Annotated in this window: 14 protein-coding genes; 7 read left to right on the plus strand and 7 right to left on the minus strand. The window is 49.6% G+C overall.

What is annotated here, in order from left to right:
• The first annotated feature begins 199 nt into the window (after positions 1–199).
• The 5 genes from BZG84_RS05110 to BZG84_RS05130 all read left to right on the plus strand — a co-directional run bounded on the left by BZG84_RS05110 (position 200) and on the right by BZG84_RS05130 (position 4,548).
• Positions 200–2,257, plus strand: coding sequence for a TonB-dependent hemoglobin/transferrin/lactoferrin family receptor (locus tag BZG84_RS05110; protein WP_077479344.1), 2,058 nt, complete (start codon positions 200–202; stop codon positions 2,255–2,257).
• 70 nt (positions 2,258–2,327) lie between these two features.
• On the plus strand, positions 2,328–2,861 hold the full coding sequence (hutX, locus tag BZG84_RS05115) for a heme utilization cystosolic carrier protein HutX (protein ID WP_077479345.1): 534 nt from the start codon (positions 2,328–2,330) through the stop codon (positions 2,859–2,861).
• 2 nt (positions 2,862–2,863) lie between these two features.
• Entirely contained in the window at positions 2,864–3,433 is a 570-nt protein-coding gene (gene hutZ / locus BZG84_RS05120; RefSeq protein WP_077479346.1) for a heme utilization protein HutZ, read from the plus strand.
• Positions 3,434–3,568: 135 nt separating this feature from the next.
• Positions 3,569–4,042: a DUF2947 domain-containing protein gene (locus BZG84_RS05125; RefSeq protein ID WP_077479347.1), complete on the plus strand. Its 474-nt coding sequence runs from the start codon at positions 3,569–3,571 to the stop codon at positions 4,040–4,042.
• 62 nt (positions 4,043–4,104) lie between these two features.
• Entirely contained in the window at positions 4,105–4,548 is a 444-nt protein-coding gene (locus BZG84_RS05130) for a hypothetical protein (RefSeq protein ID WP_077479348.1), read from the plus strand.
• Positions 4,549–4,602: 54 nt separating this feature from the next.
• On the opposite strand, the gene panP is transcribed toward BZG84_RS05130, so the two are convergent.
• From panP to ugpB, 7 genes are all read right to left on the minus strand, one after another.
• Positions 4,603–6,252 carry a pyridoxal-dependent aspartate 1-decarboxylase PanP gene (gene panP / locus BZG84_RS05135; RefSeq protein ID WP_077479349.1) on the minus strand — a complete coding sequence of 550 codons (1,650 nt, stop codon included), beginning with the start codon at positions 6,250–6,252 and terminating at the stop codon, positions 4,603–4,605.
• A gap of 284 nt (positions 6,253–6,536) precedes the next feature.
• Positions 6,537–7,058 carry a hypothetical protein gene (locus tag BZG84_RS05140; protein WP_069587589.1) on the minus strand — a complete coding sequence of 174 codons (522 nt, stop codon included), beginning with the start codon at positions 7,056–7,058 and terminating at the stop codon, positions 6,537–6,539.
• Between the two features lie 288 nt (positions 7,059–7,346).
• On the minus strand, positions 7,347–8,144 hold the full coding sequence (locus BZG84_RS05145; protein ID WP_077479351.1) for an HAD family hydrolase: 798 nt from the start codon (positions 8,142–8,144) through the stop codon (positions 7,347–7,349).
• Between the two features lie 15 nt (positions 8,145–8,159).
• The gene (gene ugpC, locus BZG84_RS05150) at positions 8,160–9,263 is read right to left on the minus strand and encodes a sn-glycerol-3-phosphate ABC transporter ATP-binding protein UgpC (protein ID WP_077479352.1); all 1,104 of its coding nucleotides are present in this window, start codon (positions 9,261–9,263) and stop codon (positions 8,160–8,162) included.
• A complete protein-coding gene (gene ugpE / locus BZG84_RS05155) occupies positions 9,264–10,112 on the minus strand; it encodes a sn-glycerol-3-phosphate ABC transporter permease UgpE (protein WP_077479353.1) in 849 nt (282 codons plus the stop codon).
• Positions 10,112–10,993 (minus strand): sn-glycerol-3-phosphate ABC transporter permease UgpA, encoded by an 882-nt coding sequence (gene ugpA, locus BZG84_RS05160; protein WP_077479354.1) that lies wholly within the window; start codon positions 10,991–10,993, stop codon positions 10,112–10,114. The genes ugpE and ugpA overlap by 1 nt, the downstream gene beginning before the upstream one ends.
• Positions 10,994–11,051: 58 nt before the next feature.
• Positions 11,052–12,356: a sn-glycerol-3-phosphate ABC transporter substrate-binding protein UgpB gene (ugpB, locus tag BZG84_RS05165; RefSeq protein ID WP_077479355.1), complete on the minus strand. Its 1,305-nt coding sequence runs from the start codon at positions 12,354–12,356 to the stop codon at positions 11,052–11,054.
• A gap of 276 nt (positions 12,357–12,632) precedes the next feature.
• Here ugpB and BZG84_RS05170 point away from each other — a divergent pair, with 276 nt between their 5' ends.
• Positions 12,633–13,373: a glycerophosphodiester phosphodiesterase family protein gene (locus BZG84_RS05170; protein ID WP_077479356.1), complete on the plus strand. Its 741-nt coding sequence runs from the start codon at positions 12,633–12,635 to the stop codon at positions 13,371–13,373.
• Between the two features lie 31 nt (positions 13,374–13,404).
• Positions 13,405–14,169 (plus strand): DeoR/GlpR family DNA-binding transcription regulator, encoded by a 765-nt coding sequence (locus BZG84_RS05175; protein ID WP_274532431.1) that lies wholly within the window; start codon positions 13,405–13,407, stop codon positions 14,167–14,169.
• The last annotated feature ends 1 nt before the right edge of the window (position 14,170 follow it).

Genomic DNA, 14,170 nt, shown 5'->3' on the forward strand with positions numbered 1-14,170 from the left:
AATTCCTTTATTTATTAAACCAGTCAATGTGAGTGCAATGCTCGACGTCTGTCCATTACACACTGTTAGCGAACAGGAATGTAATTATGAGTTACAAACCTAATTACGAGCAATTATCGTTTACATTGCCATTAATGATCAATACAATCCTGCCAAATTGTTCATGATTCTCATTTGTAATTAACGCACAGGAAGACCCATGCTGGTAAAAACGGATGTCTCAAACCTATTCATGCCTTCTGCGATCAAACTTGCTATTGGTGCTGCCCTTGGCACATTGGCATTTATTCCTTCGGCGTTTGCGGATACGCAAAACACGGAGGATTCGTCATCAGACGTTATATCGGTGTATGCGAGCCGCATTGACGCACAAAAAGCGAACGGCGCTGCTGCTGTGAGCACGGTATCACTCGAAGAGATTGAAAAGCGGCAGGGAACCAGTGTGGCGGATCTGATTCGCCATTTGCCCAATGTAACCATTGCCGGTGGCGGGCGAGATGAATCACAAGCCATAGTGATTAGAGGGCTCAGTAGTGATAACGGACGCGTGGTCCAACTGATTGATGGTGTACGCCAGAATTTCTCTCTGGGGCATCGCTCAAGCTTGTTTATCGACCCGGAGTTACTCAAGACTGTTGATGTTGTTCGCGGTCCCGCGAGCACAGTGTGGGGTTCAGGAGCGATTGGTGGGATTGTTGCGCAAAACACCAAATCTGCTCAAGACTTCTTGGATGCTGACCAAGATATTGGTGGCTACTTGAAGCAAGGTTTCCACAGTAACGACAATGCATCGCGTACGAGTGGCGCTGTATTTGGGCGCACGGATAAGATTGATTGGCTAGTGCAGAGCTATTATCACGATGCTGATGACAATCAACTGGGCAATGGTAAAGCTTTATCCTACTCCGCGAGTCGTGAGAAAGGAGGACTTGCGAAGGTCACTTATACACCGTCTCTTGTGCACCAGTGGACTTTCTCGGCGCGCCAAGGCGACCGTGATGCCATGTCACCGTCGAATCCCTCGGTTCAAGACCCGTCAAGTAACTATCCATTGGTGCATCGCCAAACTCAAGACCAAAGCCTTGCTGTAGCGTATCAATACACACCAATGAATGATTGGGTTGACCTTTCATCTCGTGTCTATTGGAACGATACGCAAATGCAAGAATATCGTGTCGCAACCGATGAGCATGATGACAACCAAATGCAAACCTTAGGATTGTCACTCACCAATCGTGCTCAATTCAACGATATTGAATTTATCGCAGGATTTGATGGTTATCTCGATCACTACCAAACTCAGCGTGACGATAAAAGTGCGCCGGGAGAGCGCCCTGAGGGACAAGATGCGAAAGCGCGAAGCATTGGCGTGTTTGGTCAGCTAGAGATTCCGCTTGCAGAAGCTTGGCAATGGACTGCCGGTCTGCGATTTGACGATTACAAAAATGAAGACACGCGAGCAACATCAACCATTGAGGATGCCAGTGACAGCCAATGGTCACCATCTACTGCACTGACGTGGAATGTGACCGAACAGTTGGCGTTGACGGCAAGCTATCAGGAAGCTTTTCGCGCGCCAAGTTTAGAGGAAATGTATGCCAGTGGAACCCATTTTGTGGTGCCGATGGGACCTTCAAAACTGATTAACCGTTTTGTCCCTAATCCAAACCTTAAGCCTGAACACAGTGCAAACAAAGAATTAGCGCTGACCTATCAGTTTGCTCCGATGGCTTATCTGGATAGTGGCTATATCGATGCGCGTGTTTTCCGCAATGATGTCGAAGATTTTATCGAAATGAACGTGGATTTTATGGGAGCGACCACCACCCGCCAGAATGTAAGCAATGCCAAATTGGAGGGGGTAGAGCTGAGCTTCCATCATGAATATGGTCAGTTTAAAAACGATTTGAGCTATAGCCAAATGGAAGGCAAGGATAAAGCGGATGGCCGTTACTTGGAGCAAATTCCCGCACATAAACTGGTCGCGGAAACGGATTATCGTTTAGCGACGTTACCGGTGAACTTGGGTGCGCGAGTGTCTCATTACGCGGATCAAGACGAGAACCCCGATCAGAAGAGCTATGACGGTTATACCTTGTGGGACCTGTATGCAAGCTATAGCCCTAACGGTGCTTGGGATGGTGTGAAATTTGATCTCGCGATCGAAAACCTCACCGATGAGTATTACACCACGGCGTGGTCTGAAGTCGCATCACCGGGTCGGGATATTAAACTCAACGTTCGCTATCAATTTTAATCAAACACTAAACATGGGCAGGGTTGTCCCTGCCCAACAGAAAACGATAACAATAGGCTGGGAGTAAACCATGACAACTACATTGACCGAGCAAGTCAATGCCTTACTCACCGAGAACGCCTCCATGCTGCCCGCGGATATGGCGAATACGCTGGGTGTCAGTGAAGGTGAGGTGGTACGCGCGATGCCATCCGAGTATCAAACCTGGGTAGATGGGCAACACGCCGAAACGGTGTTAAGTCAAGTGGCCGAGTGGGGCGGTCCGGTGACCGCGATCGTGCATTCTGGCGGCTCGATATTTGAAGTGAAGGCGCCTTTCCCTAAAGGCAAGATCGCTTATGGCTACTACAACTTAATGGGAAAGCCGGGCGAAATGCATGGCCACCTAAAGCTAGAGCGCATGGCGGGTATTGCATTTGTCAGTAAGCCTTTTCGCGGCAAAGTAACCCACTACATCGGCTTTTTCACCGAACAAGGTGAGTCAATTTTCAAAATTTACTTGGGGCGTGACGAAAAGCGTCAGCTTCTCGAACATCAGATTGAAGCCTTCAATCAACTAAAAACGCAGTTGGCAACCTCTCAATTGACAGAATCGGAGCAATAATCATGGATCAAGCTACTAAACAAGAGCGCCTACAAAACCGTCTTGGCCCTGAAATTAAAGAATTTCGTGCAAACTGCCGTACCCTGCAGCTTGCAACACTCGACGCGCAAGGCAAACCCAATGTCAGTTATGCCCCTTTTGCCCAGCGCGAAGATGGCTTTTATATCTTGATCAGTGAAATTGCTCGTCATGCCCGTAACCTGCAAGAAAACCCCAACCTGTCTTTGATGATGATCGAAGATGAGGGCAGCGCGAAGCAGATTTTTGCTCGTCAACGACTCAGCTTTGACGCTCAAGCCGAGATGGTGACGCGCAATACTGAGGCGTGGCATGCAGGTATTGAGGCATTGAAAGCACGCTTTGGTGACATTATTGGTAACTTAAGTGGGTTGGAAGACTTTCGCTTATTCCGCTTGGTGCCAGAAAATGGCTTGTACGTAAAAGGGTTTGGTCAAGCGTTCCAAGTGAGCAATGATGATTTAGTGGGAATGGTTCACCTTGATCAAGGCCACCGCAAAGTGGGTAGCGATGAAGACATTAAATCAACCGACGAGATTGCGGTAAACAGTTAACATTAACCACTGCTATTTAGTCATTCACGGCAATGCCTCGCGCATTGCCGTTTTTGTATGCGAGCGCGTCAGTAACAACCGATCCGTGGATATGGTAAAGTGGCGTCTTACGCCAATGTGATAACGAACAACACCATGAACTACATCCCTTTATCCGACTATAAGCGCAAGTGGATCTTCACCCATCAATCATTACCGATTGCAGAGAGCGATCTCGCCGAAATTAAACCCATGACGGAGGCCCGTGCTGGACAGCTATGGCAAGAATTTGTCAGTAAAGACAGTCCTACGCCCGATCATTTTGGCAAACAAGATTGGCCAACTCACCAAAGCGTTTGGAAAAACCGCTTGGTATGGCAGAGCGCATGGGATAATGATGAGGATCTTCCTGATGAGTTCTTGGCGCATTTCCCCTGGGAGGACAACATTGTGATCTATTTTTGCTATGACAAACACAATGTTGTGGAGTCTCGCTGGGGAATCTTTAAAAAATACTGGAAGAACTTTCTATTCTATGATGATAAACCCATCTTGCTTGGCCGCCGCCGTAAAGAGGTGGCCATGTTTGAGCAATCGGGAGAGGTGGTTATCGGAACGCGCCAGTCTTAGTCGGCATTTAAATTGCATTGTTTTAGGTCATCAGTGAAGTCAGGGTCAATCAGGGACAGGTCATGATTAAAAAGGTGATTATTTTAAGTGTATCGCTGGCCGTAACCGGCTGCGCGGTACCGCAGTTTTCTGACTTATGGCGTAATTACAGCACCATTGGCCTTAATGAAGAATTGCGTGGTGCGCAACAAGCTCTGGTCCATTGTCGATACGACAACACTTTAGATATTGCGCAGCGGTATACTGTGATCGGCACAGACAGAGAGAAAGCGCGTGCATTTGAGCTAATGGGGGTGACCTATGATGAACAGGAAAACACGCATGAGTTCAATCACACCCTGCAGCGCTTTTTGTTTTCTGAGCCCGGCAAGGCCATGAACGAATCGCAAGTGCTGATGCAATGGCGGCAAGCGAGACTGCAAATTGAACATGAGCGGGAGTTAGCCTTGGGCCAAACACACTGTTTACAATCGACCGATCCCCCGAAAACGGGACCGCTCAAATAACAAAAGGCAGTCGATGACTGCCTTTTGTCTCTTACCCAGCATCATTGCAATGGGTTAACACGCTTTGAGAATGCTTTCGGCCAGTGTCATCAGGCGCGGATAGGCAAATTCGCTCTGCTTTGCAATGCGGGCTTGCTCTTCTAACACCTCATGGAGAATGTCATGGGTCGTAAGAGGGTTGGCCAATACCACGCGGAAAACCGTGGTGGTGCGACGTTGCCACTGCTCTGGGGTGAGACGCGTCCGTGACACAAAGGTGTTGCCGCACTCGCGCTGACGTTTTTGAATAAATTGGGTCAGATCGTTGAGCAGGTCGTGCATCAAATCGACCTGTTCATCACTGGCAATCGCAAGCGCCGCTTGAACACGTTGAGGCACAAAACGATAGGTGAGTAGGCATAACTCGGGCTCAGAAATCAGCTCATAGTCAGAGTGAGCGTCAATCATGCGTGCAAAATGAGAGGCTTTATCGATGCTCTGATCGATCAACAACTCATAACCACGTCGCGAGATAATGTTCATACATGCGAACACCAGCATCGCCATTCCACTCCGTGAGCCCTCAAGCGTGTGGCTGCCCAAATCTTTTGAACCCTTACGCAAAATGTATTCAGCGTGATGCTCAATCGATGCGACGAGAGACGGGTCTTTAAACAGCACCATACCGGCACCCATAGGCGCATAGAGTTGCTTATGCGCATCAATGGTGACGGAGTCGGCCCGTTCAATGCCCGCTAACTTATGTCGCTGATTATTTGACATCAAGGTCGCACCTCCCCAAGCCGCATCGACGTGGAAGTGGATCCCTTCACGTTCGGCAATATCTGCGAGGGCATTAAGCGGATCAATGTTGCCTGTTTCTGTGGTCCCTGCGACACCGACAATCGCAATTGGCTTGATATTGGCTTGGTTAAGCTCAACAATTTTCTCTTCCAGTGCATCAATGCAAATGCGGTTATTGCCATCAGCAGGAATAGAAATCAGCTGGTCTCGACCGATGCCTAATACGTCGGCGGCTTTGCCGAGAGAATAATGACCGCGCTCAGACACCAATATGGCCAGATCTTGGTAGCCATAATGGCGCATGGCACTGAATAGTCCCGCTTTATGAATGCCGGGAAAATCACCGTCTGGTTTCAATACATTGTTACGGGCGACCCAAAGGGCGGTCATATTGGCAATGGTGCCTCCCGAACAAAATGCCCCTAAAGAGTGGTTAGCACTGTGCATCCAGCTTTGGTAGAAGGCATCGTCTTGGCCGTAAATCAAGTTATGCAACATGCCCAAGACTTGACGCTCCAATGGCGTAAAGGCCTTCGATGTTTCGATTTTCACCGTATTTTGATTTAGCCCGATCATAATTTTAGATAACGGCATCAAAAAGTACGGCAGCGCCGATGTCATGTGACCGATAAATCGCGGCGAGGAAGTATGTACAGACTGTGCGACCAATTTATCGAGCAAAAACTGGGTATGGTCGGACACAAACGCAGGATCTTCAGGGATCGTCGGATCACTAAAGTCACTTTCAATATCTGCCAAAGAGCGATCGCTGGCGGCAATATGGTTTTGCAAAAATCGATTGAGGTTTTGCGAGATCTCTTGCTCGATTTTGCTCAGTGTTGAATCGGGCGCTTCTGGAACAGTAAAAATCCGGTGCAGCGTTTCCGGTGTGGCGTCCGCAGCTTTGTTTTGTGTTGCCATGGAATTCTTCTTTTGTATCTGCTTCGCAGTTCAAGATTGGCCATCATTAAGTGACAGGGTCACTGATGGTCACGAGAGCACTTGCTGAGAAATGGCCACAACATAGCAAAAAAACCGGCTAGCATCAGGCTTTTTTTATCAGTCAGCAAGGTGTTATCCCTAATGCGTAGGGGAGTGAAAGCGAAATGACGTCGTGCTTTGTTCACCGGTAGATGGACAAAGAGCCGGAGTGAACCGGCTCTGCCTGCAACCATTCAAAACTAGGTGGCGTTTAAGCGTACAGACTATTTACACTGGCGCTGATTAATCGCGGCCATTTGGTTGTTGTACTGATTAAGCGCGGTATCAATTTCTTTGGGATGGCTGAGCAAGTCAGCAAGTGCACTGCGCAGCGCATAGTTCCCTTCCATGGCCTCGCCTTGGCGAAACTCAAAGACTTCTTTGGCGAGCTTAGCCGGTGGCAATGATGATTGTGAAAGGGCTTTGACGTCTTCTTGCGTGAGTTGCAGCCAAGATTCAACCGGGGCATCGAGGCTTAGCTTGGCGGTATCGTTGCTGAGATAATAGTCAAAGGCTTGTGCGTTGAGCTTAAAATGGTTTTCTCGGCCACGTAAGAACCAATCGGCAACGTCTTTTAACGACTCGTCTTTACTGACGGTCAAGGATACTAAATCTTGGTACCAGTTGATCGAGGCGTCAACGTAATCGTGGTATTTGGCGGTATAACAATCCGCATTCTCGACGGGAGCCGCCTGTGACATCGCTGGCATTACCGCTGCTAACAGCGCTAGGGCATAGCGTTTCATAACATTATCCTTATCGTTATTATCATCGCTCTATGCATTTCACTGCCACAGTTGGTGGTGACAGGGCGACATAACCGCGAGCGATACGTGAGGTTTTGGGCGTTAGTTTAAACGTTAACGGGCGACATTGTAGAACGAGCCTTTGTTAAAGTTAAATAAAACATTGATATAAAAAGTCATCTGTCGAGCTAGGTATGAGGCAGGTCGCAGATTTAGTGGTGATTTTTCGTCCGAACGATATCAAATTGCGTCCTATTATCCCGACATAGCGCGCCTTCGGTTAGCCGGTTATTGACGCTTGAGAGTGAGAAGTTGGTGCGCAAATTCCGCGAAGCCAAAACCGCCCGGTTGGGTGGTGATCCACTGCGGGGGATGGGACAGTGAGGGTAAATGGTGCGCGATATTCGCGACGCCGACGCTCAAGGGAAACGAAGCGAACATTTGGCTGTCATTTAGCGAGTCGCCAATAAACGCAACCTGTTCACTGTATTGTTTACCGGATAAGCCTTGCTCGGCTAAATAGCAAAAACTCGATACCTTCTTACTGTGATCACCCACCCAGGCATTGATATGAATGGAGCTTGCTGTCGCATTGGCACCATAGGCGTGGAGCGCATCAAGAAGGGCTCGGATTTCATCCTTTGGCGCAGCCGGAGTGTGCTGACCTATATCAATCGCCACTTCTGCGACACGGTAGGCTTGATCGCTGGCAATGCACCGTGCCGGATACTGAGATAAAAGCGTTTGTACGAAAGCGAGTAATTCTGCCTGTGCTTGCTGGGCCGCGCGATTGATGGTGGTGTTTAAGGTTCCGTTTTGACGCTGCATCACGAATGCACCATTTTCTCCAATCACGGCGTCAACGGGCCATGCATTCGCAATATGATCACACCATCCTGCACATGCCCCCGTTACCGGTATCACGCGGATTCCCGCATCGCGAAGTTGGGTGAGTGCTTGTAACGTTTGCCAAGGCAGCGCCCCCTGCCAAGTGAGCGTGTCGTCCACGTCTGTTAGCAACCAACGCAGATCACGCCAGTCTGCAGCAGACTGTGACAATTGAGCAATCGGCAAAGGGGCGGTCATGGGGATACTCCGATGTTAGGATACCGTCTCAATCTGACGTTCTGGTTGTTGTAAGGTGACATCCAGTCGCTTGCCATGCTCACCGTCGAATACATGCAGGTTGTGAGCAGCTATCGTCAGCGGCAACTGATCGCCTTCTTTCACTTTGGTATGGCCTTCAAGGCGGAGCGTCAGCAAGCTGTTGGTGTCACGTATGTGTCCATAAACCAGTAAATCTGCACCGAGTGACTCGGTGAGGGTTACCGTCATGGTGAACAATGCTTTGCTCGCATCGACTACTTTCAAGTGTTCTGGCCGTAACCCAACAGAGACGGATTGATGACCTACCACATCACAGGTTGCCAGTGTGTGTGCGCCGATATTGAGCTGACCGTGCTCGAGGCTTCCAGCAACAATGTTCATGGCGGGTGAGCCAATAAAGGTGGCGACAAACAAGCTTGCCGGTGCGTCATAAACCTCGATTGGCGTACCAATTTGCTCGACGTTGCCACCATTAAGGACCACCAAGCGGTCGGCTAACGTCATGGCTTCGACCTGATCGTGGGTGACGTACACCGCCGTGGTATTCAGCTTACGTTGTAGGCTTTTGATCTCGAGCCGCATTTGTACCCGCAGTTTTGCATCCAGGTTTGACAGCGGCTCATCGAACAAGAAGACTTTTGGTCGACGCACAATGGCGCGGCCCATGGCAACACGTTGGCGTTGGCCGCCAGAGAGTTGATTTGGGCGTCTGTCTAGTAAGTGGTCGAGTTCAAGCATGGTCGCAACTTCTTGGACCAATTGCTGGATTTTGTCCTTTGGTGTTCCGCGGTTACGCAAGCCATAGGCCATGTTGTCGAACACACTCATATGCGGATAGAGCGCGTAGTTTTGAAACACCATTGCGATATCACGTTCGCCGGGCTCCAAGTCGTTGACCTTTTTCTGGTCGATAATCAGATCGCCTTGCGAGATCCCTTCCAGACCGGCAATCATGCGTAGCAAGGTCGATTTACCGCACCCACTCGGACCGACGAGCACGATCATCTCGCCATCGTCTATGGCTAAATCAATGCCATGAATTGCTTTAAACCCGTTTGGGTACGTTTTCTTAATGTTATTCAGGGTTACCGTCGCCATTTACTTCTCCGTCTCCACCAAACCTTTTACAAACAACTTTTGCATCCCCAACACGACTAGAACGGGGGGAAGCATGGCCATCAATGTGGTCGCCATTACGCGGTTCCATTCCACTTCACCATCACCGACTGAAAGCATGCGTTGAATACTCATCACAATGGTGTAGTACTGATCGTCGGTGGTGATCAAAATGGGCCAAAGGTATTGGTTCCATCCATAGATAAAGGTAATTACAAACAAGGCCGCGATATTCGTTCGCGAAAGCGGCAATAAAATGTCTTTGAAAAACTTAAAGGGGCCTGCACCATCGATGCGAGCCGCTTCCAGCATTTCTCCCGGGACCGTCATAAAAAACTGACGAAATAAGAAAGTGGCAGTGGCGCTGGCAATTAACGGAATGGTTAATCCTGGCATTGAGTTGAGCATATTGAGGTCAGCAATCACCTGAAACGTGGGCATAATGCGGACTTCAACAGGCAGCATCAGGGTCATAAAGATCACCCAAAAAGCCAGCATGCGACCGGGAAAACGAAAGTACACCACCGCATAGGCCGATAAAATAGAAATGGCCAGCTTGCCCAGTGAAATTCCCATCGCCATTAAAAAGGAATTCCACAACATGCCAGCGACCGAGATCTTGAGTTCGCGCGAAGTGCCTTCAGTAAGGACCTCTTGAAACACCGACAAACCTTTGTCCCCAAACCACAGCGGCGTCATGCCACTGACAAACGCACTGCTATCGTGCGTAGCGGCAGTAAGGGCAAGCCATACTGGCAAGGCCACTGACGCAACACCCAGCATCAATACCAAGTGCGAGAAAAAAGTTAACCAAGGGCGACGTTCAACCATCAGTAAGCCACCTTCTTTTCAACGTATTTAAATTGGATAACGGTCAGCGCACCGACCAAGAGCATGAGCACCACAGATTGCGCTGCTGATGAGCCCAGATTTAGGCCGACAAACCCATCGGAGTAGACTTTGTAAACCAAGGTGGTGGTGGACTGTCCCGGGCCACCTTGTGTCATGGCATGGATCACGCCAAAGGTTTCGAAAAAGGCATACACCAAGTTGACCACCAGTAAGAAGAAAGAGGTGGGCGAGAGCAGCGGGAAGATAATGGTAAAAAACCGTTTACCCGGGCCGGCGCCATCAATGGCAGCCGCTTCAATCAAGGAGCGAGGAATAGACTGCAACCCTGCGAGGAAAAACAGAAAGTTGTAGCTTATCTGCTTCCATGTTGCGGCAATGATCACCATGGTCATTGCGTCTCCCGAGTGGGTAAACGGGTTCCAGTCTAGCCCCAGCGCTTTCAGCGCATGTGCCAATACACCGACGGTCGGGTTAAACATAAAGAGCCACAGTACCCCAGCGACAGCTGGTGCGACGGCATAGGGCCATACTAATAATGTTTTGTAGCCTGTGGCGCCTTTAATCACACGGTCGGCCATGACTGCGAGGATAAGGGCAGAGATCAACGCGGTGCCTGCGACGGCAAAACTAAAAAACAGCGTGTTAAAAAAGGAGCCGTAGTAGCTTGAATCACCGAGCAGTTCGATAAAGTTTTCCACCCCGACAAATTCGGTGCTCAGGCCGAATGGATCCTCTAATAAGGTTGATTGCCAAATGGCCTGTGCGGCGGGCCATAAAAAGAAGATAAACGTAATCAATAACTGAGGCGTGAGGAGCAGTATTGGAAACGCACAATGGTTAAATGTGGGTTTATTGGACATAGGCTTTCTCAATAACAGGAGCGGGCCTAAGGCACCGCTCCTTCATACAACAACTAACTTATTTGTTCGCTTTCGCGAATTTAGACAGCAGACCATTGGCACGCTCAACCGCTTCGTCGAGCGCTTCTTGTGCCGATTTGTCGCCAGACCAAACCGTTTCAAGCTCTTCGTTGATCACATCGCGGATCTGCACGAAGTTGCCCAAGCGAATCCCTTTTGATGCAGGGGTTGGCTCGACTTCTGTCATTTGCTTGATAGCAATGTCAGTCCCTGGGTTCTGCGCATAGAAGCCTTGTTTCTTGCTCAGCTCGTACGCTGCATGGGTGATGGGTAAGTAGCCAGTAAACTGGTGCCAATCAGCTTGGATCTCAGGCTTTGAGAGGAAAGAGAAGAACTGGGCGACACCTTTGTATTCTTCAGACTCGTGGCCTTGCAGAACCCATAGAGTGGCACCACCGATAATGGTATTGCGTGGCTGCTCGACCGCTTTGTTCCAGTACGGCAGTTTTGCAACGCCAAACTCGAAGTCCTTGACGCTTTCTTTCACACCGGCATAAGAGGCCGATGAGTTCATGTACATGGCACACTCACCGCTATAAAACAGTGGTGCACTGTCAGAGCGGCGGCCACCGTATTCGAAAATGCCAGCTTGCTGCCAATCGGCCATCTTCTGAATGTGATCGACAAAAGGTGCTTTGTTGATCAACATTTTGTTGTCGATACCGGCAAAGCCGTTGTCATTGGTCGCAATCGGTGCGTTGTGACGAGCGCCTAGGTTTTCGATTTGTACCCACGATTGCCAACCTGTGGTAAAGCCACATTTCGCGCCGTTCGCGAGGAGCTTTTTCGATGCGGTTTCAACTTCTTCCCAGGTTTTAGGAGGCTGAACACCGGCTTGTTTAAACAAGTCTTTGTTGTAATACAGGACGGGCGTTGAACTATTGAAAGGCATTGACAGCATGTTGCCGTCTTCATCCGAATAATAGCCGGTGACAGACGAAAGATAATCAGATTGATCGAAGGGCTCGTTGGCATCTTTCATCAGCTTGTACACCGGATAGACGGCGCCTTTTGCTGACATCATGGTCGCGGTGCCAACTTCAAACACCTGCACGATATGAGGTTGTTTGTTGGCGCGGAACGCGGAGACGGCGCCGGTCATGGTTTCGGTATAGTTGCCTTTGTATACCGGTTTAACAACATAGTCATCCTGACTGGCATTGAACTTTTCAGCGATTTCATTCACTTTTTCGCCTAGGTTCCCGCCCATCGCGTGCCACCATTCAATTTCGGTTGCTGCGTTGGCAGAAAAAGAGGCCAACAGAAGGGCCGAAGAGATCGCGGTTAAGCGTTGGGTTTTCATGCATAACTCCTTTTGAGTGGGTGTGAACATGACGCAACTTAATGAACAGAAGTGAACATAATATGAACGGGTGTGAAAAGGGAGATGACGATTTGATGACTTTTGACTGGGGTCGCACTTAAGGTTAAACCTCTGTTAACAGGCGCAGACTTTGTGCATGAAAACACTGAAATATCTGACACCTGTAAGTAACAAAACTGTAAGCTAGTTCGGCGACAATGCGTCCACTGCGTGCCAAATTGGCGCTGCCATTACTGACTAAAGAGAAATGTTCAAATGAAAATTAGCCCCAAACAACTCTGTGGCCACCGGGGGGTCGCCGCGGATGCTCCTGAAAATACCTTGGCGTCGATTCGCCAAGTGCGCTTGTGGGAAATGGAATGGGTTGAAATCGATGTCCAACTAACACAAGACGGGGTACCCGTTGTGTTTCATGATGACACACTGAGTCGTTGCACCAATGGTGTGGGTCGGCTAGGGGAAACACCTTATGCCCAGCTTGCGCAGCTCGATGCTGGCGGATATTTTGATACGAATTATCAAGGCGAGCGCGTTCCTACCCTAGCAGCCGTGCTAGCCCAAGTGGCTGCCGATGAATTGCACATCAATATCGAAATAAAAACTTACCCTGAAACAGATATTCCGCGTTTGTGTGATGCGGTTGCCGCCACGCTGAGTGAAACCGGTTTCCCACTCGAGCGGGTACTGCTTTCTTCATTCTCTCTCGAGGCGCTTGCCTACTGTCAAACGGCGATGCCGAGCGTGGCAAGAGCGATTTTATGGGATGTGGTGCCCGAAGACTGGCACCGTTATCAAGATCTCGCGACCTACAGTATCCATTGTCACTATCGCGGCATAACAGAGTTACAAGCCAAAGCGATTAAAGCGTGCGGTTTAAAGATTAAGTGTTACACCCCTAATCACCCTGAAGAGGTTGCGCACCTTTGGGAGTGGGGGGTCGATATGATGATCACTGACGCGCCATCTAACTATTTAGGTTCTGCGCCAACGGAATGAGCGAATCTAGGAGAGGAATACGTTGACAGACGTGGCCGATTTAAACCGACGTCAGCAGGCGATTATGCGCCAGCTCAATGAGGTAGAACACTTAGAAACGGATACCTTGGCGGCCCAGTTTTCGGTGACTACCCAAACTATTCGTCGTGATATCAATCAACTGTGCGCACTCGGGTTAGCGCGACGCCATCATGGCGGGATCAGTGTGCCGGCAGCGTTGGCCAATACCGACTATCAGCGACGCTTACAAAGCCATTCACGCGAAAAAGAAGCCATTGCTCAGGCGGTTGCTGCGCGTATCCCTGATGGTGTCACCGTGATGTTAGGTATCGGCACCACAGCGTCGGCGGTGGCGGATCAGTTGCTTTCTCGCAAAGATCTGCGGGTGGTGACTAATAACCTTAAGGTGGCGCATCGGTTGGGGGCGAATCCGCATATTGATGTATGGTTAGCTGGGGGAAAACTACGCGCCAATGATCAAGATATGGTTGGCCATTCGGTAATCCAATTTTTGTCTCGTTTTCAGCCTGATATTGCCATTATTGGCTGTGCGGCTGTCAGTGAACAAGGGTGGGCGTGCGAGTTTACTCCCGACGAAGCGGCGGTGAGTGAGACGATTTTAGCCAATGCAACCGCGCGGTGGCTGGTGGCAGACCGCTCAAAATGGCAACGCCAAGCGCCGGTTCGTGTGACATCGCTTGCGACGTTTGATTGTGTCTTTACCAATTACACCGGATTGGATGACACCATTCCCCGCGTACTGTGTCAGCATGATGGGCCAACGGATGAGGCCTAAT

This window comes from Salinivibrio sp. PR932 (assembly GCF_001996125.1).
Taxonomy (GTDB): domain Bacteria; phylum Pseudomonadota; class Gammaproteobacteria; order Enterobacterales; family Vibrionaceae; genus Salinivibrio; species Salinivibrio proteolyticus.

Bases quoted from the DNA above. Each gene is read 5' to 3' on its own strand.
- BZG84_RS05110 (WP_077479344.1), top strand. From the start codon at position 200: ATGCTGGTAAAAACGGATGTCTCAAACCTATTCATGCCTTCTGCGATC.
- hutX (WP_077479345.1), top strand. From the start codon at position 2,328: ATGACAACTACATTGACCGAGCAAGTCAATGCCTTACTCACCGAGAAC.
- hutZ (WP_077479346.1), top strand. From the start codon at position 2,864: ATGGATCAAGCTACTAAACAAGAGCGCCTACAAAACCGTCTTGGCCCT.
- BZG84_RS05125 (WP_077479347.1), top strand. From the start codon at position 3,569: ATGAACTACATCCCTTTATCCGACTATAAGCGCAAGTGGATCTTCACC.
- BZG84_RS05130 (WP_077479348.1), top strand. From the start codon at position 4,105: ATGATTAAAAAGGTGATTATTTTAAGTGTATCGCTGGCCGTAACCGGC.
- panP (WP_077479349.1), bottom strand. From the start codon at position 6,252: ATGGCAACACAAAACAAAGCTGCGGACGCCACACCGGAAACGCTGCAC.
- BZG84_RS05140 (WP_069587589.1), bottom strand. From the start codon at position 7,058: ATGAAACGCTATGCCCTAGCGCTGTTAGCAGCGGTAATGCCAGCGATG.
- BZG84_RS05145 (WP_077479351.1), bottom strand. From the start codon at position 8,144: ATGACCGCCCCTTTGCCGATTGCTCAATTGTCACAGTCTGCTGCAGAC.
- ugpC (WP_077479352.1), bottom strand. From the start codon at position 9,263: ATGGCGACGGTAACCCTGAATAACATTAAGAAAACGTACCCAAACGGG.
- ugpE (WP_077479353.1), bottom strand. From the start codon at position 10,112: ATGGTTGAACGTCGCCCTTGGTTAACTTTTTTCTCGCACTTGGTATTG.
- ugpA (WP_077479354.1), bottom strand. From the start codon at position 10,993: ATGTCCAATAAACCCACATTTAACCATTGTGCGTTTCCAATACTGCTC.
- ugpB (WP_077479355.1), bottom strand. From the start codon at position 12,356: ATGAAAACCCAACGCTTAACCGCGATCTCTTCGGCCCTTCTGTTGGCC.
- BZG84_RS05170 (WP_077479356.1), top strand. From the start codon at position 12,633: ATGAAAATTAGCCCCAAACAACTCTGTGGCCACCGGGGGGTCGCCGCG.